This is a genomic window from Streptomyces sp. AgN23, from assembly GCF_001598115.1.
In the GTDB taxonomy this organism is placed as follows: domain Bacteria; phylum Actinomycetota; class Actinomycetes; order Streptomycetales; family Streptomycetaceae; genus Streptomyces; species Streptomyces antimycoticus.
The window spans coordinates 2,921,077-2,944,446 of the sequence record NZ_CP007153.1; the positions used below are offsets into that span (position 1 = coordinate 2,921,077).

The 23,370-nt window shown below is 72.5% G+C and carries 18 protein-coding genes; 2 read left to right on the forward strand and 16 right to left on the reverse strand.

Annotated features, from left to right (window positions below; all coding sequences use genetic code 11):
- Nucleotides 1-35: 35 nt before the first annotated feature.
- The 14 genes from der to AS97_RS12835 form a co-directional block, all read right to left on the reverse strand.
- Nucleotides 36-1,499 carry a ribosome biogenesis GTPase Der gene (gene der / locus AS97_RS12770; protein ID WP_059146888.1) on the reverse strand — a complete coding sequence of 488 codons (1,464 nt, stop codon included), beginning with the start codon at nt 1,497-1,499 and terminating at the stop codon, nt 36-38.
- Between the two features lie 55 nt (nt 1,500-1,554).
- The gene (locus tag AS97_RS12775; protein ID WP_185930246.1) at nt 1,555-2,232 is read right to left on the reverse strand and encodes a lysophospholipid acyltransferase family protein; all 678 of its coding nucleotides are present in this window, start codon (nt 2,230-2,232) and stop codon (nt 1,555-1,557) included.
- Complete coding sequence (gene cmk, locus AS97_RS12780) at nt 2,229-2,933, reverse strand: (d)CMP kinase (protein WP_059146887.1); 705 nt, start codon at nt 2,931-2,933, stop codon at nt 2,229-2,231. The genes AS97_RS12775 and cmk overlap by 4 nt, the downstream gene beginning before the upstream one ends.
- A 145-nt stretch (nt 2,934-3,078) precedes the next feature.
- On the reverse strand, nt 3,079-4,164 hold the full coding sequence (locus AS97_RS12785) for a prephenate dehydrogenase (RefSeq protein ID WP_059146886.1): 1,086 nt from the start codon (nt 4,162-4,164) through the stop codon (nt 3,079-3,081).
- Entirely contained in the window at nt 4,161-4,523 is a 363-nt protein-coding gene (aroH, locus tag AS97_RS12790) for a chorismate mutase (RefSeq protein ID WP_059146885.1), read from the reverse strand. The genes AS97_RS12785 and aroH overlap by 4 nt, the downstream gene beginning before the upstream one ends.
- A 183-nt stretch (nt 4,524-4,706) precedes the next feature.
- Nucleotides 4,707-5,819 (reverse strand): pseudouridine synthase, encoded by a 1,113-nt coding sequence (locus AS97_RS12795; RefSeq protein WP_125761097.1) that lies wholly within the window; start codon nt 5,817-5,819, stop codon nt 4,707-4,709.
- Nucleotides 5,819-6,499: an SMC-Scp complex subunit ScpB gene (gene scpB, locus AS97_RS12800; RefSeq protein WP_059146883.1), complete on the reverse strand. Its 681-nt coding sequence runs from the start codon at nt 6,497-6,499 to the stop codon at nt 5,819-5,821. The genes AS97_RS12795 and scpB overlap by 1 nt, the downstream gene beginning before the upstream one ends.
- Nucleotides 6,496-7,641 carry a ScpA family protein gene (locus tag AS97_RS12805; protein ID WP_312847024.1) on the reverse strand — a complete coding sequence of 382 codons (1,146 nt, stop codon included), beginning with the start codon at nt 7,639-7,641 and terminating at the stop codon, nt 6,496-6,498. The genes scpB and AS97_RS12805 overlap by 4 nt, the downstream gene beginning before the upstream one ends.
- A 515-nt stretch (nt 7,642-8,156) precedes the next feature.
- Nucleotides 8,157-8,735: a hypothetical protein gene (locus AS97_RS12810; protein ID WP_079059635.1), complete on the reverse strand. Its 579-nt coding sequence runs from the start codon at nt 8,733-8,735 to the stop codon at nt 8,157-8,159.
- Entirely contained in the window at nt 8,720-9,886 is a 1,167-nt protein-coding gene (locus AS97_RS12815; protein WP_079059634.1) for a ParA family protein, read from the reverse strand. The genes AS97_RS12810 and AS97_RS12815 overlap by 16 nt, the downstream gene beginning before the upstream one ends.
- A gap of 408 nt (nt 9,887-10,294) precedes the next feature.
- Nucleotides 10,295-11,410 carry an alanine dehydrogenase gene (gene ald, locus AS97_RS12820; RefSeq protein WP_125760355.1) on the reverse strand — a complete coding sequence of 372 codons (1,116 nt, stop codon included), beginning with the start codon at nt 11,408-11,410 and terminating at the stop codon, nt 10,295-10,297.
- 199 nt (nt 11,411-11,609) lie between these two features.
- Complete coding sequence (locus tag AS97_RS12825) at nt 11,610-13,646, reverse strand: tetratricopeptide repeat protein (RefSeq protein ID WP_247204802.1); 2,037 nt, start codon at nt 13,644-13,646, stop codon at nt 11,610-11,612.
- Nucleotides 13,647-14,135: 489 nt separating this feature from the next.
- Nucleotides 14,136-14,762: an NUDIX hydrolase gene (locus AS97_RS12830; protein ID WP_059146879.1), complete on the reverse strand. Its 627-nt coding sequence runs from the start codon at nt 14,760-14,762 to the stop codon at nt 14,136-14,138.
- Between the two features lie 78 nt (nt 14,763-14,840).
- On the reverse strand, nt 14,841-16,496 hold the full coding sequence (locus tag AS97_RS12835; RefSeq protein ID WP_059146878.1) for a CTP synthase: 1,656 nt from the start codon (nt 16,494-16,496) through the stop codon (nt 14,841-14,843).
- 418 nt (nt 16,497-16,914) lie between these two features.
- Between AS97_RS12835 and AS97_RS12840 the strand changes: the two genes are divergently transcribed.
- Entirely contained in the window at nt 16,915-18,723 is a 1,809-nt protein-coding gene (locus AS97_RS12840) for a glycoside hydrolase family 15 protein (protein ID WP_059146877.1), read from the forward strand.
- 45 nt (nt 18,724-18,768) lie between these two features.
- On the forward strand, nt 18,769-20,508 hold the full coding sequence (locus AS97_RS12845) for a PucR family transcriptional regulator (protein WP_247204346.1): 1,740 nt from the start codon (nt 18,769-18,771) through the stop codon (nt 20,506-20,508).
- Nucleotides 20,509-20,847: 339 nt separating this feature from the next.
- Here the strand turns inward: AS97_RS12845 and AS97_RS12850 are convergent, their stop codons facing one another.
- Together AS97_RS12850 and AS97_RS12855 are read right to left on the reverse strand one after the other, a co-directional pair.
- Entirely contained in the window at nt 20,848-22,020 is a 1,173-nt protein-coding gene (locus tag AS97_RS12850; protein ID WP_059146876.1) for a glycoside hydrolase family 64 protein, read from the reverse strand.
- A 110-nt stretch (nt 22,021-22,130) separates the two neighbouring features.
- Nucleotides 22,131-23,291: a glycosyltransferase family 4 protein gene (locus AS97_RS12855; protein WP_086710527.1), complete on the reverse strand. Its 1,161-nt coding sequence runs from the start codon at nt 23,289-23,291 to the stop codon at nt 22,131-22,133.
- Between the last annotated feature and the right edge of the window lie 79 nt (nt 23,292-23,370).

Here is a 23,370-nt window from a genome sequence, read left to right on the forward strand (position 1 = left end):
GGGGCCGGGATGGCGTCAACCACGCGCCGCCGCCGTTACCTCTTGCGGCCGCGCTTTTCGCGCACCCGCACCGAGATCTGCAGGGGCGTCCCCTCGAAGCCGAACTCCTCGCGCAGCCGCCGCTCGATGAAGCGGCGGTAGCCCGCCTCCAGGAAGCCCGAGGCGAAGAGCACGAACCGCGGCGGCCGGGTGCCGGCCTGCGTCCCGAACAGGATCCGCGGCTGCTTGCCGCCACGGATCGGATGCGGATGGGAGGCGACGATCTCGCCGAGGAAGGAATTGAGCCGCCCGGTGGGGACCCGGGTCTCCCAACCGGCCAGCGCCGTCTCGATCGCCGGGACCAGCTTCTCCATATGGCGGCCGGTGCGCGCCGAGACATTGACCCGCGGCGCCCACTGGATCTGCCCCAGCTCCGTCTCGATCTCGCGCTCGAGGTAGTAGCGGCGCTCCTCGTCGAGGGTGTCCCACTTGTTGTACGCGATGACGAGCGCGCGCCCGGCCTCGACGGCCATCGTGATGATCCGCTGGTCCTGGACGCTGATGGACTCACTGGCATCGATCAGCACCACCGCGACCTCCGCCTTCTCCACGGCGGCCGCGGTGCGCAGCGAGGCGTAGTAGTCGGCGCCCTCCTGGAGGTGGACCCGGCGGCGGATACCGGCGGTGTCGACGAACTTCCAGGTGATGCCGCCGAGTTCGATGATCTCGTCGACCGGGTCGCGGGTGGTGCCCGCCAACTCGTTGACGACCACCCGCTCCTCGTTCGCGACCTTGTTGAGCAGCGAGGACTTGCCCACGTTCGGGCGGCCGACCAGGGCGATCCGGCGCGGTCCGCCGAGCGTCGCACCGAAGGTCTGGGCCGGGGCCTCGGGCAGCGCCTCCAGAACCGCGTCGAGCATGTCGCCGGTGCCCCGGCCGTGCAGCGCGGAGACCGGGTACGGCTCGCCGAGGCCGAGCGACCACAGCATCGCGGCGTCCGCCTCGCCGCTGGGCCCGTCAACCTTGTTGGCGCACAGCACCACGGGCTTTCCGGCCCGGCGCAGCAGCTTGACCACGGCCTCGTCGGTGTCGGTGGCGCCCACCGTCGCGTCCACGACGAAGACCACCGCGTCGGCGGCCTCGATCGCGAACTCGGCCTGGGCCGCCACGGACGCGTCGAGACCGAGCACGTCCTGCTCCCAGCCGCCGGTGTCGACCACCTTGAAGCGGCGGCCGGACCATTCGGCCTCGTAGGTCACCCGGTCGCGGGTGACGCCGGGGCGGTCCTCCACGACCGCCTCACGGCGGCCGAGGATCCGGTTCACCAGGGTGGACTTGCCGACATTGGGGCGGCCGACGACGGCCAGCACCGGCAGCGGGCCGTGCCCCGCCGCGGCGAGGTCGCCCTCGACCTCCTCCAGGTCGAAGCCCTCTTGCACGGCGAGCTCCATGAACTCCGCGTACTCGGCGTCGCCAAGCTCCCCGTGCTCGTCGCCGCCGCTGTGGATCTGGTCGTTCATGAAGATTTCCTCGTCGTCCCTCAATACCGCGGCCGCCCCTGAGGGCTCGCGGATCTCATGTCTGGTCTGGGCGGCCGGTCAGCCGCCGGGCGGTGCCCAGATGCGCGCCCAGCCGCTTCTGGATACGCTCGGTGGCCTGGTCCAGGGCCGCCCGCGTCCGCCTGCCGCTTCCGTCTCCCGCCTCGAAGGGGTCGCCGAACACCACGTCGACCCTGCTGCGCAGCCGGGGCAGCGCCCTGGCCCGCCCGTCGCCACCGCGCGGGGTGGCGGTGCCGAGCACCGCCACCGGCACGATCGGCGCACCGGAGCGCACGGCGAAGTACGCGAGCCCCGAGCGCAGCGACGCGAAGTCGCCCTCGCCGCGGCTGCCCTCCGGGAAGATCCCGAGGACCCCACCGCGCGCCAGCACGCCCAGGGCCTGGCCGATCGCGCCGCGGTCGGCGCTCGAACGGTCCACCTTCAGCTGCCCGATACCGCGCAGGAACGGGTCCAGCGGGCCGACGAACGCCTCCTTCTTGACCAGGAAGTGCACCGGCCGCGGCGAGGTGCCGATCAGCATCGGGCCGTCGATGTTGTGGGAGTGGTTCCCCGCGAGGATGACGGGCCCGGCGGACGGGATCCGCCATGCGCCCAGCACCCGGGGCCGCCACAGCCCGTACATCAGGCCGATGCCGATCCGCCGCGCCACGACGGCCCCGGCCGCGCTGGGAAGCGTCGCGTCGATGGCGCTCACGCGACCGTCCGCTTCTCCTCGACGAGAGTGACGACGCACTCGATGACCTGGTCGAGGGTGAGTTCGGAGGTGTCCACCTCGACCGCGTCGTCCGCCTTGGCGAGCGGCGAGGTCTTACGGCCGGAGTCCAGGGCGTCCCGCTTGGCCAGGGCTGCCTGGGTGGCCGCCAGGTCGGCGGCCTCCTTGCCCTTCAGCTCACCGCTGCGGCGGGCCGCCCGGACCTCCGGGGAGGCGGTCAGGAAGATCTTGATGTCGGCGCCCGGGAGGACCGTGGTGCCGATGTCCCGGCCCTCGACCACGATGCCGCGCGGCGCCTCGGCGGCGATGGTCCGCTGCAGCTCGGTGATCACGGCCCGCACCTCGGGCACCGCGCTGACCGCGCTGACCCGTGAGGTGACCTCCTGGGTGCGGATCGGCCCGGAGACATCGGTGCCGTCGACGCTGATCGTCGGGGCGGCCGGGTCGATCCCGGAGACGATGTGGGGCTTGGCGGCGGCGTCGGCCACGGCGACGGCGTCATCCACGTCGATGCCGTTGGTCACCATCCACCAGGTGATCGCCCGGTACTGGGCGCCGGTGTCCAGGTAGCCCAGGCCCAGCTTGGCGGCGACGGCCTTCGAGGTACTGGACTTACCCGTGCCTGCGGGGCCGTCGATCGCGACAATCACTGCTGCCGGGGCGGTCCGGGCGGCGGTTTCCACGGTGACAGACACCTTTCGTGTGCACGGGGCTGAGTTGAACGGGCCATGTGAGCCTCGGACAAGGTTACTGGCTTCCCACGGGCGGCTTCGCACCCCTGTGGACGGCCTCGGTCCTCCCGGGGGCACCCGGCGGCCGGCTCCGCCGCTACTGCCGGATGGACCATCCCCGCTCCCGCAGGGCCTTGGTGAGCCCCGGGGCCGCCGAGGGCTCGACCATCAGCTGGATCAGCCCGGACTGCTGGCCGGTGGCGTGCTCGATCCGGACGTCCTCGATGTTGACACCCGCCCGGCCCGCGTCGGCGAAGATCCGGGCCAGCTCGCCCGGCTGGTCGCCGATGAGCACCGTCACGGTCTCATAGACGGCCGAGGCGGCGCCGTGCTTGCCCGGCACCCGCTCGCGCCCGGCGTTGCCCCGGCGCAGCACGTCCTCGATACCGGCCGTGCCGTCGCCGCGCTTGGCCTCGTCGGCGGACTGGAGCGCGCGCAGCGCCCGCACCGTCTCGTCGAGGTCGGAGGCGACGGCGGCGAGCACATCGGCGACCGGGCCGGGGTTGGCGGAGAGGATGTCGATCCACATGGCGGGGTCGGAGGCCGCGATCCGGGTCACGTCGCGGATGCCCTGCCCGCACAGCCGCACCGCCGTCTCATCGGCGTCCTGCAGCCGCGCGGCGACCATGCTGGACAGCAGGTGCGGGGTGTGCGAGACGAGCGCCACCGCCCGGTCGTGGGCCTCGTCCTCCATCACCACGGGCACGGCCCGGCACAGCGCGACGAGCTCGAGCGCGAGGTTGAGCACCTCGGTGTCGGTGCCGCCGGTGGGCGTGAGCACCCAGGGCCGCCCCTCGAAGAGGTCGGCGGTGGCGGCCAGCGGCCCGGAGCGCTCCCGGCCCGCCATCGGATGCGTGCCGATGTAGCGGGTCAGATCGCAGCCGAGGGCCTCCAGCTCGCGGCGCGGGCCGCCCTTGACGCTCGCGACGTCCAGCACCCCGCGGGCCATGCCGCGGCGCAGTACATCGGCCACCGTCCCGGCCACGTACGCCGGCGGCACGGCGACGATCGCCAGGTCCACGGGCCCCTCGGGCTCGCCCTGTGTCCCGGCGCCGAGCGCCTCGGCGGTGCGGGCCTGGTCCGCGTCATGGTCGGCGAGGTGCACCTGGACGCCGCGGCCGGCCAGGGCCAGCGCGGCGGAGGTGCCGATCAGGCCGGTGCCGATGACGAGCGCGGTTCTCATTGGGCGATGTCCTTGCGGAGGGCGGCGGCGGCGCCGAGGTAGACATGGGCGATCTCGGACTTGGGCAGGGAGGTCTCGATATGCGCCAGGACGCGGACGACACGGGGCATCGCCCCCGCGATGTCCAGCTCCTGGGCGCAGATCAGCGGCACGTCGGTGATGCCCAGCTTGCGGGCGGCGGCCGCGGGGAAGTCGCTGTGCAGATCGGGGGTGGCCGTGAACCAGACGCTGATCAGATCGTCGGGGTCGAGGGCATTGCGCCCCAGGACGGCCGTCAGCAGCGCGGAGACCTGCTCCTGCATGTGCTCCGGCTCGTCCCGCTCCAGCTGGACCGCCCCGCGGACCGCTCGTACCGCCACGTCTCGCTCCCTGTGCGCGCTGTGCCTGTCGTGCGTCGGGCGCGGCCGCGTCGTCGGCCGCACTCCCGATCAGCGTAACGAGCGGGTCCGACAGGCTCCCGGGGCGACCGCTGGGCGAGACGCGGCGGGCCGCCGACGGCCGGGGCCGTCAGCGCTCCCGGGCCTCAAAGGGGCCCGCAGTCCTCAGAGGTCGACCTCGCGCATCAGCATGCCGACCTCGGTGTTGGTCATCCGGCGCAGCCAGCCGGACTTCTGGTCGCCGAGCGCGATCGGGCCGAAGGCCGTCCGCACCAGCTTGTCGACCGGGAAGCCGGCCTCGGCGAGCATCCGCCGCACGATGTGCTTGCGGCCCTCGTGCAGGCTCACCTCGACCAGATAGTTCTTGCCGGTGTTCTGCACCACACGGAAGTGGTCGGCGCGGGCGTAGCCGTCCTCCAGCTCGATGCCGCTCTTGAGCCGCTTGCCGAGGTCGCGCGGGAGCGGGCCCTGGATGGCGGCGAGATAGGTCTTCTTCACGCCGTAGCGGGGGTGGGTGAGGCGGTGGGCCAGCTCACCGTGGTTGGTGAGCAGGATGATGCCCTCGGTCTCGGTGTCGAGCCGGCCGACGTGGAAGAGCCGGGTCTCGCGGTTGGTCACATAGTCGCCCAGGCACTGGCGGCCGTCGGGGTCCTCCATGGTGGAGACGACACCGGCGGGCTTGTTCAGCGCGAAGAAGAGGTACGACTGGGTGGCCACGGTCAGCCCGTCGACCTTGATCTCGTCCTTCTCGGGGTCGACGCGCAGCCCCTGCTCGGTCACGATCTTGCCGTTGACCTCGACCCGGGCCTGGTCGATCAGCTCCTCACAGGCGCGGCGCGAGCCCATCCCGGCGCGGGCGAGGACCTTCTGCAGCCGCTCACCCTCCACCTCGCCGAAGGTCTTGGGCAGCGCGACCCGCGGCTTGTCGTGGCGGGCGCGGTTGCGCTCCTCCATCTGCGCCTCGTACTCGCGCGGGCGGGCCGGGGCGTTCGGCTTGCGGCCGCGGCCGCCGACGCCCTTGGGGGCACCGCTCTTGGCCGCGCCGCCCTTGGGGCCTCCCTTGGGGCCTCCCTTGGGGCCGCCCTGGGAGCCTCCCTTGGGACCCGCCTTGGGGCCGGGGCCCGCCTGGGAGCCGCCGCCCACGTCGTAGCGGCGCTCCTCGGGGCGGGGGCGGCCGGCGCGCGGCTGCTGCTCGTCGCGCCGGTTCCCCGCGCCCCGGTAGTTGTTGCCGCCGCTACCGCTGCCGCTGCCCCTGCTGTTCCTGCCGCTGCTTCGCATCAAGTTTCCGTCTGAGAGTGGCCGCTACGGGCTCGGTGTTCTACGTCGTCGTGCGCGTCATCGCTGTCGATGGCGTCCGGATCGAACGACGGCACGCCCTCCTGGGACTCGCCCTCGACCGCGTCCGCCTCGGGGAGGAACGGCGCGAGCTCCGGAAGCTCGTCCAGCCCTCGCAGGCCCATCCGCTCCAGGAAGTAGTTCGTCGTCCTGTACAGGATCGCACCTGTTTCGGGTTCCGTGCCCGCCTCCTCGACCAGTCCCCGCTGCAGGAGGGTCCGCATCACGCCGTCGCAGTTGACACCGCGGACGGCCGAGACACGGGAACGGCTGACCGGCTGACGGTACGCGACCACCGCGAGGGTTTCCAAAGCGGCCTGGGTGAGCCGGGCCTGCTGGCCGTCCAGGACGAACCCCTCGACGGCGGCGGCGTAGGCCGGGCGCGTGTAGTAGCGCCAGCCGCCCGCGACCAGCCGCAGCTCGAAGCCCCGGCCCTGTGTCGCGTACTCGTCGGCCAGCTCGCGCAGCGCGTCCGCGACGGCGCGGCGCGGCCGCGCCAGCACCTTGGCGAGGTGTTCCTCGGTGGCGGGCTCGTCGACGACCATGAGGACGGCCTCCAGGGCGGGCTTGAGGTCCAGCTCGGCGACCTCGGAGAGCCCGGCGGGTGTCCGTTGCTCGCTCAACTCGGTACCTCCTCCTTCTCCTTCTCCGGCTCCGGCGTGGCCGTCTCCTTACGGGGCTCGTCCTGGGACTCCGCCTGGGGTTTGGCCTGGGCCTCCTGGTCGAACTCGTCGGTGACCAGCGGCTCCCGCCCCGCCTCGCCCGTCCAGCGGACCATGAGCGACCCGAGCGCCTCCGGCTGATCGAGCAGGACCGCGCGCTCGCGGTAGAGCTCCAGGAGCGCCAGGAAGCGCGCGACGACCGTAAGGACGTCGGGAGCGTCCTCGGTGAGCGTGCCGAAGGTGGCCTCCCCCAGTTCCCGCAGCCGCGCGACCACCACCTCGGCCTGCTCCCGGACGCTGACCAGCGGGGCGTGGATGTGGTCGATGTAGACCTGCGGCTTGGGCTTGGCCTGCATCGCCTTGACGGCCAGCTTGGCGAAGCCCTCGGGACCGATGCTGATGACGACGTCGGGGAGCAGCTCGGCGTGGTGCGGCTCCAGACCGACCGTACGGGGGTAACGGGCGGCCTCGGCGATCAGCCGGTCATTGAAGATGTCCGCGATCTGCTTGTACGCGCGGTACTGGAGCAGCCGCGCGAAAAGCAGGTCGCGCGCATCCAGCAGGGCCAGGTCCGCCTCGTCCTCGACCTCGGCGGCCGGCAGCAGGCGGGCCGCCTTGAGGTCCAGCAAGGTCGCCGCGACGACGAGGAACTCGGTGGTCTGGTCGAGGTCCCAGTCCGGCCCCATGGCGCGGATATAGGCCATGAACTCGTCGGTGACCTTGGACAGGGCGACCTCGGTGACGTCCAGCTTGTGCTTGGAGATCAGCTGGAGGAGGAGGTCGAAGGGCCCCTCGAAGTTGTCCAGCCGCACGGTGAACCGATTGCCGCCGTCCTCGGCCTGCGCCTCGCTACCTTGCGCCTCACCCCGGCCGGACCCGCCACCGGTGTCACTCCCGCCGCTCGCCTCGATCCCGTCACCCGCGTCGCTCCCGGCCCCGGACCCGGACCCGGCCGCGTCGCCACCGTGCCCGCCCCCGGAGGGCGCCCCATCGAGGTCGGCCCGCGCATGCACCGGCTCCGGCTCGCCCCTCGGCACGGCCTGCTCTTCCGGGACGGCGGGCACGGTGACCACCGGGGCCGGGACGGCGGACTCGGTGACCACCGGGACCGGGGCAGCGGACTCGGTGACCGCCGGGGGCGGCTCGGGCTCGGCGTCCGGCGCGGCGCTTCGCTCCGGTACCGCCTCATGTGCCCCGGGCTCCGCGTCCGGCGCGGCGCGTCTCTCACGAGCCCTCTCGTCTGCCTCAGGCTCGGCCTCCGGCTCAGCGGTGCCCGGCGCCGCCTCGCGTGCCCCAGGCTCGACGGACGGCTCAGCAGTAGCCCCACGCGCCGCGTGAGCGCCTCCCTGCGGCTCTCCGGGCGCCAGGGGTGAGGTCGGCTCGGGCGGCGGCGGCGCGGGACGCTGAGAGGCCGTCTGCGGCCGCGGGGGCGCGGGGGGACGCTCCGAGGGACGGTCCGGGCCCGTGTCGGGGAGCGCCGCGCCGGGGCCTCGGCCGAGGGTGCGGCGAGGGGGGCGGGGCGGCGGGGCGGAGTCGTCGTTCGTCGGCATCGCGGTCCAGGGTGCTCAGGGCCGGGCGGGGCAGCCCGTACGACCGGGCAGGCTATCGCCCGGCCCGGTCAACGGCCGCGGAGGCGGCGCACCAGGATGCTCGCGTCGCCGCGCGACTCGAGGTCGGCGAGGACGACCGCGACCGCCTCGCGGACGATCCGGCCGCGGTCGACGGCGAGCCCGTGCTCGCCGCGGAGCACCAGCCGCGCGTGCTCGAGGTCCATCAGCTCCTCGGCGGAGACATAGACCGTGATCTTCTCGTCGTGGCGCTCGCGCCCGCTGGGCCGGCGGTTCGCCGCCCGGGCGCGGCGGCGGGCCTGGCCGCTCGGTTCGGCCGCGGCCGAACCGCCCTGCGCCTGGCGGCCCTTGGGCCGGTCCCCGGCCCCGGGGCGCCGCTCGCCCACCGCGTCCTGGGAGGCCGCCGTCTCGCGTCCCGTGTGTTCGCCCGAGCCGGACTGCTCACCGTCCGGGCGCTGCTCCTGCCCTTCCCGAGGCTCGGCGTCGGGGTCGGCGGCGGGCGGCGGCACCCGGGGGCCCTCGCCGTTCGCCTGGCGGCGCCCGGAGGCGGGAGCGGAGGACTGGAGCCCCATCCCTCCGGTGGTGCGGAACAGTTCGTCGGCTCCCGGCAGACTCACTCGGCGTGACACCGGGCGAGCACCTCCCTGGCGAGCTGGCGATAGGCGGCGGCACCGACGGAGTTGGACGCGTACGTGGTGATCGGCTCGCCCGCGACCGTGGTCTCGGGGAAGCGGACCGTGCGGCCGATGACCGTGTGGTAGACGTGATCGTCGAACGCCTCGACCACACGGGCGAGGACCTCACGGCTGTGCACGGTGCGCGAGTCGTACATCGTGGCGAGGATGCCGTCCAGCTCCAGGTCGGGGTTGAGCCGCTCCTGGACCTTCTCGATCGTCTCCGTGAGCAACGCCACACCGCGCAGCGCGAAGAACTCGCACTCCAGCGGCACGATCACCTTGTGCGCCGCGGTGAGCGCGTTGACGGTGAGCAGACCGAGCGAGGGCTGGCAGTCGATGACGATGTAGTCGTAGTCGGCCATCAGCGGCTTGAGGGCGCGCTGCAGGGTCGACTCCCGGGCGACCTCGCTCACCAGCTGCACCTCGGCGGCCGACAAGTCGATATTGCTGGGGAGCAGGTCCATGTTGGGCACGGCCGTCTTCAGCAGCACCTCGTCGGCCGACATGCCCCGCTCCATGAGCAGGTTGTAGACCGTGAGGTCGAGCTCCATCGGGTTGACCCCGAGGCCGACCGACAGGGCGCCCTGCGGGTCGAAGTCGACGAGCAGCACCCGGCGGCCGTATTCGGCCAGGGCCGCGCCCAGGTTGATGGTGGAGGTGGTCTTACCGACCCCGCCCTTCTGGTTGCACATCGCGATGATCTTCGCTGGACCGTGATCGGTCAGCGGCCCCGGGATCGGGAAGTACGGCAGCGGGCGCCCGGTGGGGCCGATCCGCTCGCGGCGCTGGCGGGCAGCGTCGGGCGCGAGCGTGGCCGCGTATTCGGGATCTGGCTCGTACTCCGCGTCCGGGTCGTAGAAGTGCCCGTCGGGGAGGTCGTCGTAGTCGGCGAAGCGGGCGGGATCCGTGCCCCCCTGGTCGCCGGCCATGGCGTTCACGTGATGGCCGTCCATGCTGTGGCTCTGGTGGGCTGTCGTCGGGCTCTGGTGGGTTGCGAAGGTACGGACAGCGACGGAGCCGACAGCCTCGAGCCCCGAGGGGCCCTGGCCCCGCGCAGCCGGTCCTGGTTGACCACCCCCGGGAGAAAATGTCGACTCATTCACAAGTCGTCCTACCTCCTTGGTGACCAGGAAATTTCTCTATAGGTCAGCGTGACACCATGCCGACGGTTGGCGACTCTATGGCGTGTCGGCGGTCCTCAGCAACACAATCCACCGGACACGGCATGATGTGTCGGCAATCAAACACCCCGATGTCAAGGGCGTGTGAACGGCGCCGCGGAGATTTCACCGCCGGATAAAGCGTCTGAATAGGTACAATGAGGGCGAGTTGGTCGAGCTGTGGGCCGCACGCGATACGGGGCGCAGCGGACACACCTTCGGCCGGGCCTCATCCTTCGACAAGACCCGGCCGGATGCCCATGGTTGACATGTGGTTGACGGTTCGGGTTGACCGTCCGGCAACCGGAGTTCACCGCCCCGGCGGCCGGGCCGGTGAACTCCGAGCGTCATTCAGCCGATCAGCGAGCTCAGTTCGACCGTGGGCAGGTCGTGCGCCTCGGCGACCGGGCCGTAGACGACCTGTCCCTCATGGGTGTTGAGCCCCTTGGCCAGCGCGGCGTCCCGGCGCAGCGCGTCCCGCCAGCCGCGGTTGGCCAGTTCCACGATGTACGGGAGCGTCGCGTTGGTGAGCGCGTGGGTGGAGGTGTTCGGCACCGCGCCGGGCATGTTCGCGACGCAGTAGAAGACCGAGTCGTGGACCGCGAAGGTCGGCTCGGCGTGGGTGGTGGGGCGGGAGTCCTCGAAGCAGCCGCCCTGGTCGATCGCGATGTCGACAAGGACACTTCCCGGCTTCATCCGGGACACCAGCTCGTTGGTGACCAGCTTGGGCGCCTTGGCGCCCGGGATCAGCACCGCGCCGATGACCAGGTCGGCCTCGAGGACGGCCTTCTCCAGCTCGAAGGCGTTGGAGGCGATGGTCTGCACCCGGGTGCCGAAGATCCGGTCGGCCTCGCGCAGCTTGTTGATGTCCTTGTCCAGCAGGGTGACGTGGAAGCCCATGCCGATGGCGATCTGGGCGGCGTTCCACCCGGAGACGCCACCGCCGATGACCACGGCCCGCGCGGCGGCCACACCCGGCACCCCGGCGGGCAGCACACCACGGCCGCCGGCCGAGCGCATCAGGTGGTACGCGCCGACCTGCGGCGCGATCCGGCCCGCGACCTCGGACATCGGCGCGAGCAGCGGCAGGGCGCGGTTCGCGGTCTCGACGGTCTCGTAGGCGATGGCGGTGGTGCCGGACTCCAGCAGCGCGTCCGTGCAGGCCCGGGAGGCGGCCAGATGCAGATAGGTGAAGAGCGTCTGGCCCTTGCGCATCCGGTGGTACTCCTCCGCGACGGGCTCCTTGACCTTCAGCAGCAGGTCGGCGGTGGCCCAGACCTCGTCGGCGGTGTCGAGGATGCGCGCACCGGCGGCGGTGTACTCCTCGTCCGTGATGGAGGAGCCGAGGCCCGCGCTCTGCTCCACGACGACCTCATGGCCGCCTCGGACCAGCTCGTGCACACCGGCGGGGGTGATGGCCACACGGAACTCGTTGTTCTTGACCTCGCGGGGGATACCGACCTTCACGTCGATCACGGTCCTTGAATGGGGGGGGGAAAGGAACATATCGCCATAGCTGGCCACGGTCGCTACACCATCGACCATAGACAGGCAAACCGGAACGCGTCCGCATGCCGGAGACGACCGCAACAATCGCGGTACGGCCAGTCTAATGAAGGACGTCGCGCTGTCTAGCCTTGCAATGCATCAATCTTTTGGAAGACCACTACCGATTTCGTAGGTCAGCGGGGGTTCCTTCGCCACTCCGAGGTGTCGGACGCGTGTCCTCCGCTCCCTCCGTGGCCCTCTTACGGGCGGTGCGCCGCAGCGACCGAGCCACTGCCGGGTCCCCACCGAGCCGGTCCATCGCGTCCGCCGCGTGGTGCGCCAGATCGGCGTGCAGGCCGGTGTCACCGCAGGTCCGGGCGGCCGCGGCGGCCTCCGTCCAGGTGCGCAGCGCATCCCTCGGCCGCCCGGTGCGCTCCTGGGCGCCCGCGGCGCCGCTGAGTGCCCGTGCGTACCCCGGCCGGTCCCCCGCCCGGCGGCAGGCGGCCGCGGCGGCGCGCCAGTCGCGCAACGCCTCGCCCCACTGCCCGGCGTAGCCGTGGACGGTGCCGAGCCGTGCGTACATCCGGGCGGCCGCGGACAGATCGCGACGGCTCAGCCGCAGCTCCAGGGCGCGTCCGTACCAGTCGGCCGCCCGGTGCCAGTCCTCCAGCTCCTGGTACATGCCGCCGATCGACTCCAGCGCCCGCCCGGTCGTATACGGATCGCCCGACGCGCGGGCGGCCTCCAGGGCGCTCTTGTACCGCGCGAGGGCCTGGTCCACCCGGCCCGCCCCGCCGTCCAGATCGCCCAGATTCAGCAGCGCGGCCGCCCGCTCCACCGGCAGGTCGCGGCGCCGGGCCACGTCCAGTACCAGCTCATGCAGCCCGTACAGCTCCACCGCGGCGCCCTCGGCACCCCGGTGAGCGGTGAGGGCGTGGGTGAGCGCGGCCACCAACCGCCGTGCCAGGGTGTCGAGTTCACCGGTCTGCACGGCCAGCCGGGCGGCCTCGATCAGCGTGGGCAGCCGGGCCTCGAGCCACTGCGCCGCCTGGACCGACGACGAAAAGCGCAGCGGCTTCGGCATCCCGGCCAGCTTCTTGCGGCCCGGCGAACCGGCGGGCTCGGCGGCCAGTCGGCACGCGTGCAGCTGCCGTACGGCGCGCTCCAGCATCCGCGCCCGCGCCAGCTCCACCTCCGCCGGGCGCTCCTCGGCAGCCAGCCGCTCCCGCAGCAGCGGATCGAGACAGCCGGGCACCTGGTAGTCGCCCGGCCCGCGCGGACGCAGCATCCCGTACGCGGCGAAGCCCTCCAGCGCCGCCTCGCCGTCCGCCACCGAGCATCCGGCCAGCGCGGAGGCGGTCTGGGCGTCGGTCGATCCGCCGGGCGCCAGCACCAGCAGCCGCAGCATCCGGGCGGCGGCGGACGGCAGCGCGGCATAGGCCAGCCGGAAGGCGCGGATCAGCGGGCGGGCGCCATGGTCGAGATCACCGTCGTCCGGCGGCAGTTCGCGCAGCCGGGCGAGCGCGTCGGCGACCGACGCCTGAGGGCGGGCGGCGAGCCAGCCGCCGACCAGGACGAGCGCGGCGGGCTGGCCCGCGCACTCCTCGACGAGGGATTGCGCGGCCACCGGATCGCAGGTGATCCGGGTGGGGCCGGTGTACTGCGCCAGCAGCCCGACCGCCGCGCTCACATCCAGCCCGCCCACCGTGCACGGCCGCACATCCGGCACCCCGGTCAGCGGGCCGCGCGAGACGGCGACCACCAGGCAGTCGGGCTCGTCGGGCAGTAAGGCGTCCACCTGCCCGGCACCGGCCACGTCGTCGAGCAGCAACAGCACCCGCTTGCCGTCCAGCGCCGTGCGCAGCGCCTCGCTCAGGTCGTCCTCATCCGCGCCCGGCGGGGCGGTCACGCCGAGCCGTCCGAGCAGCTCACGGGCGGTGCGCTCGGTGGGTACGGGGTCTCCGGCGGAGGTCGTCAGCCGAGCGCTGAGCACGCCGTCGGGGTAGTCGTCGGCGAGCCGCCGGGCGAGTTCCTCGGCCAGCGCCGTACGGCCCCAGCCGGGGCGGCCCGCGATCAGCAGCACCCGGCTGCGGGCGGCCTTACGTCCTGCGAGGGTGTCCAGGCCCGCGCGCTCGATATCGGCCCGCAGCGAGAGCAGCTCCCGCCGCCGCCCGGCGAACCCCCGCCCCACGGTCGCCGCCGCCGCGAACAGCACGGCCCGGGTCGCCCCGCTCCACACCCCGCCGTCCCGGGCGTCCGCGCGCCCGGCCGCGGAGCGCTGCCGCGGCGGGGTGTCGGACGAGGGCACCGGGTCCTCCGGCGAACGGTGGGGGCGGTCCTCCGGTGAACGATCGGGACGGGCCTCCGCCGGACGGCCGGAAGCGGACGAAGCGGGCGTGGCGGACGGCGGTTGCCGCTTCCTTGGGGCCGTCGGCTCCCCCTCGGTGTCGACCGCCTGCTCCGCCACGGGCCCACTCCCGTCCACCTGCGCTTACGAGCCCGCCGCGCCACTGCGGCCGGGGTCACTATGAGCGTAGTTCACTCCGCGTCAGGTACCCGGCACTCCAGACCCATGGCACGTACCGAAAATCACTCCATCGGATCTTCTTCGCCGGGACCGGGTGGAGCGTATGCGTCACATCAGTGGGTCTGCGCCATTCCATGGGCACGCGCCGTTCAGCGGGCACGCGCCGTTCAGGCGGGTCTACGCCGCGAAGGGGCGGGCCGGCCAGGAGGCGTCAGCCGGGCGGAGGGCGTCGATACCGTCGCCGGAGAGCGCGGCCTGCAGCGCCAGCGCGCCCATCGCGAGGCAGGTGTTGTGCAGCTCGCCCGCGAGCGCGCCGCGCACCAGCTCCTCCAGGGACACCCGGGCCAGCTCCATGTCGGCCTCCTCCTCGGAGACCTCGAACCGCTCGCCCTCGGCCGCGGAGATCTCCCGGGCCAGGAAGATCCGTACGGCCTCGTCGGAGCCGCCGGGCGAGGTGTAGACGTCGATCAGGACACGCCAGTCCTCGGCCTTGACGTGCGCCTCCTCGTACAACTCCCGCTGAGCGGCGTGCAGCGGGTTCTCACCCGGGATGTCAAGGAGACCGGCCGGGATCTCCCACAGCCGCTGACGGACCGGGTGCCGGTACTGCCGCAGCACGATCACGCGGCCGTCCTCGTCCAGGGCGAGGATGGCGACGGAGCCGGGGTGGACCTGGTAGTCGCGGTTGACCCGGCTGCCGTCGGGCATCTCCACCTCGTCGGTGCGCACGCTCGTCTTGTTGCCGGTGAACGGCGTGGCGGTGGCGGTGACCGGCCATTCCTCGGGAGTGTCCTGGATACGCATGCTTGCCTCAGCGTCCTTTCCGCGTGCGGTTGACGGGGGCGGGCCGCGCCGGCCGCCCGCCCCCGTCAACCGTATCGGTCAGGCCCCGGCGGTACGCGTCTGACCAGCGGTCTGTCGCTCGACCGCCGCCTTCACCAGGCCCGCAAAGAGCGGGTGCGGACGGGTCGGGCGGGAGCGCAGCTCGGGGTGCGCCTGGGTGCCGACCAGATAGGGGTGGACCTCGCGCGGGTACTCCACGTACTCGACGAGCTTGTTGTCCGGAGAGGTGCCGGAGAAGACGATCCCGGCCTTCTTCTCCAGCTCACCGCGGTAGGAGTTGTTGACCTCGTAGCGGTGGCGGTGGCGCTCCTCGACGTACGGCTGGTTGTCGTAGACCTCGCGGACGATCGAGCCCTCGGCCAGCTTGGCCGGGTACATGCCCAGCCGCATGGTGCCGCCCATGTCGCCCTCGCCCGCGACGATGTCGAGCTGCTCGGCCATGGTGGAGATCACCGGGTCGGTGGTGGCGGGCTCGAACTCGGTGGAGTTGGCGCCCTCGATGCCCGCGAGGTTACGCGCGGCCTCGATGACGATGCACTGCAGCCCGAGACAGAGGCCCAGCAGCGGGAGCTTGTTCTCCCGGGCGTAGGTGATCGCGCCGACCTTGCCGATCACTCCGCGGTCGCCGAAGCCGCCGGGGATGCAGACCGCGTCCACGCCGTCGAGCTGGTCCCGGGCGCCGGCGGCCGTCTTGCAGTCGTCGGAGGTGACCCACTTGATCTTGACGCGGGCGTTGTTGGCGAAGCCGCCGGCGCGCAGCGCCTCGGTGACCGAGAGGTAGGCGTCGGGCAGGTCGATGTACTTGCCGACCAGTGCCACGGTGACCTCGTGGTCGGGCTGGTGGACCCGCCGCAGCAGATCGTCCCACTGGGTCCAGTCCACGTCGCGGAAGGGCAGGTCCAGCTTGCGGACGACATAGGCGTCCAGGCCCTCGGAGTGCAGCACCTTCGGGATGTCGTAGATCGACTTGGCGTCGATGGCGGCGACGACGGCCGCGTCGTCCACGTCACACATCAGCGAGACCTTGCGCTTGATGGAGGTCGGGACGTCGCGGTCGGCTCGCAGCACGATCGCGTCCGGCTGGATACCGATGTTGCGCAGTGCGGCCACCGAGTGCTGGGTGGGCTTGGTCTTCAGCTCACCGGACGGGCCGATGTAGGGCAGCAGCGAAATGTGCACCACGAAGACGTTGTCCCGGCCGACCTCGTGCCGGACCTGGCGGACGGCCTCCAGGAAGGGCAGCGACTCGATGTCGCCGACGGTGCCGCCGACCTCGGTGATGACGACGTCCACCTCATCGGTGGCCATGCGCCGGATCCGGTGCTTGATCTCGTTGGTGATGTGCGGGATGACCTGCACGGTGTCACCGAGGTACTCACCGCGCCGCTCCTTGGCGATTACGGTGGAATACACCTGTCCGGTGGTCACATTGGCCGAGCCGTCGAGGTCGACGTCGAGGAAGCGCTCGTAGTGGCCGATGTCCAGGTCGGTCTCGGCGCCGTCGTTGGTGACGAACACCTCACCGTGCTGGAAGGGGTTCATCGTGCCCGGGTCGACGTTCAGATACGGATCGAGCTTCTGCATGGTGACGCGCAGACCGCGCGCCTTCAGCAAGGCCCCCAGACTGGAGGCGGTCAGACCCTTGCCGAGCGAGGAGGCGACACCCCCGGTGACGAAGAGGTGCTTGGTCGTCATGGGCTTAGCGGCAATGGCCAAGAGGGGGCTCCCGTGGTCGCGTGGTGAGGGTGCGTACGGCAGCCGCTCCACATTCGGGGGGTGCCGCCGCTGATGGTTCGGGGGTTTGTGCCCGCCGCTCCACGGGCTACCAGGGTATCAGCGCCTCGGAGCGGCCGGTGATGACCTGGTTCCCGCGTTCGGTCTGCGCAACCGCCCGAACACCATGCGTGACCTGGCCACCCGATCGGCCGCGAGATGCGAGCCACGATGTGGACGGGCTCAAGCGGATCACCGTTGTCCGTCGTATCCTCATCGGACGCACGCATGCGAGCCACCCGGCACGGCACCACCAGCACGCCCCCGGAACAAGAGCTCGTCAGAATTTCCGAGACCGTAAGAAGCGCCCTCCGGGGTGGTACGGCCGTTCGAATGGGGAATGCACGTGGCCGGGCGTATCGAGGATTACGCACTGATTGGTGATATGCAGACCGCCGCCCTCGTCTGCAGGGACGGCACGGTCGACTGGCTGTGCCTGCCGCGGTTCGACTCCCATGCCGTCTTCGCCGGTCTGCTGGGCACTGAGGAACATGGTTTCTGGCGCCTCGGGCCCGCCTCCCCCTCGGGGAGCCAGCCGCCCGCCGCCGACCGCCGCCGCTACCGCGGCGACTCGCTGGTGCTGGAATCGGAGTGGGACACTCCGCGCGGCACGGTCCGTGTGATCGACTTCATGCCGCCCCGTGACGGCGCCCCGCAACTGGTGCGGATCGTCGAGGGGGTCAGCGGCCGGGTGCCGATGCGCTCCGCGCTGCGGATGCGGTTCTCCTACGGCTGGGTCGTGCCGTGGGTGCACCGGGTGGACACCCGCACCGTCGCCGTCGCCGGCCCGGACTCCGTCTGGCTGGACACCGAGGCCGACACCTACGGCAAGGACCTCACCACCTACTCCGACTTCACGGTGGGCCCCGGCGACCGGATCGCCTTCACCATCAGCTGGCAGCCCTCGCACAACGAGCCGCCCGCGCTGCCCGAGCCGGAGGTCGCCCTGGAGGCCACCGAGGCGTTCTGGCGGGAGTGGGTCGAGCACTGCACGTACCACGGCCCCTACCGGGACGCGGTGGTCCGCTCGCTGATCACGCTCAAGGCGCTGACCTACGCCCCCACCGGCGGCATCGTCGCGGCGCCCACCACCTCGCTGCCCGAGGAGATCGGCGGCGTCCGGAACTGGGACTACCGCTTCACCTGGCTGCGGGACGCCGCGATCACCCTCTCCTCGCTGCTGCGCACCGGCTACCGCGAGGAAGCGCGCGCCTGGCGCGAATGGCTGCTGCGCGCGGTCGCGGGCGACCCGGAGAACCTGCAGATCATGTACGGCATCGCGGGCGAGCGGGAGTTGGCCGAGGCCGAGCTGACCTGGCTGCCCGGCTATGAGAACTCCCAGCCGGTCCGGGTCGGCAACGGCGCGGCGGGCCAGCTCCAGCTCGACGTCTACGGCGAGGTCACCGAGGCGCTGCACCTGGCCCATATGACGGGCCTGGCGCGCAACGACTACGCGAGCGTGCTGCAGCTCAAGCTGATCCGCTATCTCGAAGAGCACTGGGACGAGCCGGACGAGGGCATCTGGGAGGTGCGCGGGCCGCGCCGCCACTTCGTGCACTCCAAGGTGATGGCCTGGGTCGCGGTCGACCGCACCGTCAAACTCATCGAATCCGGCGATGTGGACGGGCCGTTGGAGCGCTGGCGGGAGCTGCGCGACGAGATCCACCGGGACGTCTGCCAGCGGGGCTACGACGCCGAGCGCAACACCTTCACCCAGTCCTACGGCTCCAAGGAGCTGGACGCCTCGCTGCTGCTCATCCCGCAGATGGGCTTTCTGCCGCCGGACGACAAGCGGGTCATCGGCACCATCGAGGCGATCCAGCGGGAGCTGTCGACCGAGGACGGCTTCGTCATGCGCTACCCGACGGCGGGCGAGGACGCCGGGGTGGACGGTCTCGAGGGCGACGAAGGGGCCTTCCTGGCCTGCTCGTTCTGGCTCGCCGACGACCTGGCGATGATCGGCCGGGTGGACGAGGCCCGGAAGCTCTTCGAGAAGCTGCTCGGGCTCCGCAACGACCTCGGGCTGCTGGCCGAGGAGTGGGACCCGAAGAACCAGCGCCAGGTGGGCAACTTCCCGCAGGCGTTCAGCCATGTGCCGCTGATCGACACCGCGCTGCGGCTGACGGCGTCCGGCGCGTACGGAGGCTAGCGCGCTGACCGGCGAAGAGGGCCCCGCCCGGGGAGCGTCCTGACCATGGAACCGCAGGAACCGCACAAGCCGCAGGAGTCGCGGGAACCGCAGGAGTCGCGGGTGCCCGGCGAACCACAGGAGCAGCGGGTGCCTCGGGAGCCGCATGGGACGATCACCGTGGCGCGGGCCCTCGGCCTTCCCGCCCTGCGCCGCGGGCTCCCCGAGGTGGTGGCCGGGCAAGAGCTGCTGGAGCGCCCGGTGCGCTGGGTGCACGCGGGCGAGGTGCCCCATATCGCCGCGCTGCTCAAGGGCGGCGAACTGCTGCTGACCACCGGCCTCGGGGTCGGCTCGCGCCCCGCCGAGCAGCGCGCCTTCGTCCGCCGGCTCGCCGAGCGGGGCATCGCGGCGCTGGTGGTGGAGCTGGGGGCCCGGTTCCGCACGCTGCCGGGACCGGTCGTGGACACGGCGCGCTCGTGCGGGCTGCCGCTGGTGCAACTCCATCGCGAGGTGCCGTTCGTGACGGTCACCGAGGAGATCCACACCGAGATCGTCCATGCGCACTACGCCCTGCTGCGCCAGGCCGATGTGGTGCACCGGCAGGCCACCGAGGTGCTGCTGCGCGGCGGCGGGGTGCCGGAGATCCTGTGCCACTTCGCCGCCTTCGCGGCCAATCCGGTCTTCCTGGAGACCCCCGACGGGCACCTGCTGTACGCGGCGGGGCCCGGCGGTACGCCCCCGGCGGGCGCGGCCGATCCGCTGCAGGTGTGGGAGGGGCTGCGGGCGCGGCGCGCGGCCGAGCGGCCCGAACCGCCGGCGGGCAGTGTGATGGCGGACATCCCGGGCGGCGGGCCCGGTCCCGGCTCCGTACGGGCGCGGCTGACGGTCCTTCCGGTGGCCGGGCCGCTGGGGCCGGTGCACAAGATCGCTGCCGAGCGGACGGCGGATCTGCTGGCGGTGGTGCTGCTGCGGACGCGTCAGGAGGAGGAACTGGCGGCGCGCGGGCGCGGGGACTTCCTCACCGATCTCGCGGAGGGCCGCGTCGAGCCCTCGGACGCCCCCGCTCAGGCCCGGGTGCTGGGGTTCCGGCCGGGCGCGGACGGGCCGCTGCTGCCGGTGGTGATGCGGCTGGAGGAGGATCCGCGTCCGCTGGCCGGGGGCGGGGAGAGCTGGGCGGCGCTGGCCCACGCCCTGCAGGAGGAGCTGGCGGCGGTCGGGGTGCCGGTGCTGCTCGGCGTACGACTTCCGGAGGGCCGGGTTCCGCTGCTGGCGGGGCTGCGCGGCGCGACCGAGCGCGGCGCGGTCGCCGAGCGGATCGCGGCGGCGCTGCGGGCCGGGGTGGAGCGGGCCTGGCCGGACCGGGCCGGTGCCCGGCCGCCGGTGGTGATCGCCGGGCTCGCGGTCGGCTGGGATGCGGCCGGCACCGAACTGCGGCATGCGGCGGAGGCGGCGAACGCGGCGCGCGGGCTGACCGACCGGGACTGGTACGACGTACGGAGCCTGGATGTCGACCTGTTGCTGTGGCGACTGCGGGAGCACGGCGATCTGGCCGCCTTTGTCGACCGGGTGCTCGGTCCGCTGCTCACGCATGACCGCACCGCCCGTCCGCCGCTGGTGCCGACACTGGAGACGTATCTGCGCCATGCGGGCCGTAAGGCGGAGACGGCCCGCGCGCTGCACCTCAACCGCCAGACGTTGTACGACCGGCTGGCCCGGATCTCCCGGCTGCTGGGCAGCGATCTGGAGGATCCCCAGACGGTTCTGGCCCTGGGGGTGGCCCTCCAGGCCCGCCGCCATGTGCGGTGACGCGTTCGCGGGCGGTCTCCCCGCCCGGCTTCCCGCCCGGCGTCCCCCCGTGCCGCCGGGCGGGCCGCCAGACGAGTAGCCGGGCGGGGAGAGGCTCCCTCACCGTCCACCGCGCCGCCCCGCCGTGCGCCGCGGACACCTCCCCGCCCGGCCGCCTGTGCCGAACCTCAGCCGGCCCTGCCCGGTCCCGCGGATCTTTCCCCTCCCCGCCCCTTCCCGTTACCAGGGGCCTCGCCCCTGGACCCCGGGTCCGGGGGCGCAGCCCCGCCACCCGGGGGAGCCGCACATCGATGCTGCGGGAAGGGGCGGGACGGGATCAGCCCGCCCCGCCGCACGCCTCTAGAACGGCGTCAGGGTGAGCGTGATCCCCTTGGGGGCGGTGTCCTGGATGTAGGACGCGAACTCGGCCACGTCATCGAAGGCGAAGCCGTACGCCTTGCCGTCCACGGTCGCCGCGTGCATGGCCTTGGCGTAGTGGTTGGTGACCTCCTCGCCGTAGAAGGCGGCCGGGTCGGTGGTCGGCTGGGCGTCGGTGTTGTGCAGCGTGGTGCGGTTGAAGCCCGCGCCGAGGATCGCCGCGACCGGGCCCGTCGTCCCGTCGTTGGGCGCGGCCAGGGCGCCGTCGCAGAACAGCACGTCCTTGGTGGAGGGCTTGTCGAAGGAGACCGAAGCCGGGCCGGTGAAGGCGAACTTCCCGCCGCTCACCCGGCCGGTGAAGGTGCCCGCGTTGGTGGTGACCTTGAGGTCCTTCGATCCGTAGGCGTCCCAGACCTGGTCGATGTAGGACGCGAAGTAGTCCTCCGCGAACAGCCCCGCGCCCATGCCATGGCCCGGAGCGATCACCCGCAGATTGTCGCCGACGATCAGCTTCTTGTAGGCGTCGACGCCGGCGAGGTCGGAGAAGACCTTGGCGCGTGCGCCGTCCTTGAGGGTGCCGGTCGTCTGGTCCTGGGCACCGGTGAGGTGGATCGACAGCGGGACGCTGAACATGTCCACCATGGTGGTGTTGCAGAACATCCCGGAGTCGTTGTACGTGAACTCCGCGCAGTCGTGCATGATGTCGTAGTTCGGGTCGCCGGACACCCAGCCGGCCGGGTACTGCAGCGCGGCCTTGCCCGCCCCGTCCTCGACCACCTTCAGCTTGAGCTTCGAGCCGAGCGCGACATAGATCCGGCCCGACATCTGCGGCAGGTTCAGCTTGGTCTCGCCGCTTCCGGCCAGCGGGATCGCGTAATCGGTGAAGCCGTCCGAGCCGTTGTCGGACATCGCGACGGGGGCGATGGTGCCGTCGGGGGTGACGTGGACCTGCCGGTCGCCCTCGTTGCCGACGATGTAGAGCCAGACCGATGCGTTGTCGTACTGCCCCGTCTTGTTGACGACGGTCAGGGGCAGGGAGGCGGCGGCCTTCGCACCCGGTGCTCCGCTGGCTCGGCCGCCGGCGAACGCGAGGCCGGTACCCGCGGCGGCGGCGGAGGCGGCTATGCCACCCAGCAGCTTCCTGCGACTGATCATGATGATGGTGCTCCTCGGCGTAGTGGGGGTTGCCGGGAAAATGGCGTGGGGGGTAACGGGAGGAGCGAATTGAGAGCGCTCTCTCGTTCCTCTGTCCAGCACCCTGCCGATCAACGACCGGGCCCGTCAACCCCTTCACGCAGAAAGGTCTGCACCAACTCATCGTAGACGCTGAGGACATGGGCGACGGTGTCGTCCTCGGTCGGCCAGCCGGCCGTCCGCGCCCGCCCCGCCGCAGCCAGCTCCACCCGGCGCACCGGATCGGCGAGCAGCCCGGTCACCGCCTCTGCCAGCGCCTCCGGATCGCCGTAAGGGACGAGTTCGGCCGCGTCCCCGACCAGCTCCGGCACCCCGCCCACCGCCGTCGCCACCAGCGGCACCCCCGCGTGCAGCGCCTCCTGGGCCAGCAGCGAGCGCGCCTCCCAGCGGCTGGAAAGCACCGCTACATCGGCCGCGGAGAGCAGCCCCGGCACATCCTCACGCCGGCCGAGCAGCCGCACCGGCAGCCCCTCCAGATCGATCCGGCGCTGCAGCATCGCACGGTCCGGCCCCTCCCCCGCCACCGCCAGCAGCGGCTGCGGATCCAGCCCGCGCCAGCGCCGCGCCGCGTCCAGCAGCGGGCCGTGTCCGGCCACCGCCTCCAGCCGGCCCGCCGTGACCAGCAACGGCCGCTCCACCACGCCCAGTTCGGCCCGCGCCTTCTGGCGGCGGCCATCGCCCGGCTCCGGCGCCCGGCGCGGGGCGGGCACCGCGACCGGGGCCAGCCGCGCGTCGCGGGCGCCGCTGGCCCGGGCCCGCTCCACCAGATCCGAGGAGGCCCCCAGCACGATCGCGGCGGCCCGTGCCACCCGGCGCTCCATCAGCCCGACGAGGCGGGCCCGCGCTCCCTCGGCGTCCACACGGGTGTGCCAGGTGACGATCAGCGGCACATTCCGGCCACGCAGCGCCACCGCGGCCAGCAGCCCCGAACGCAGCCCGTGGGCGTGCACCAGGGCCGCCCCGTGGGTGGCCCTGCGCAGCGAGGCCATGCTTCCGGCGCCCGTCAGGGCGTCGAGCCCGGTGAACCGCGCTCCTGTCCGGGCGAAGCCGTAGCCCCGCTCGGCGCTCCAGGGCCCGCAGACGGTCACCCGCAGCCCGCGCGCCACCAGCCCGGCCGACAGCGACCGCACATGCACCCCGCTGCCCGAACTCCCCCCGCCCAGCACCTGAACGGCGTGCAGCGACGGCTGCCCGTGCGGCGGGACCGGGGTGCTACTCGCGGTACTGCTCACGCGGGCGGAACTCCTGAGACGGTGTCGGGGCGAAAAGGAGGGACCGCCCAAGGATGCCAGCACTCGCCGGACCCTCGTC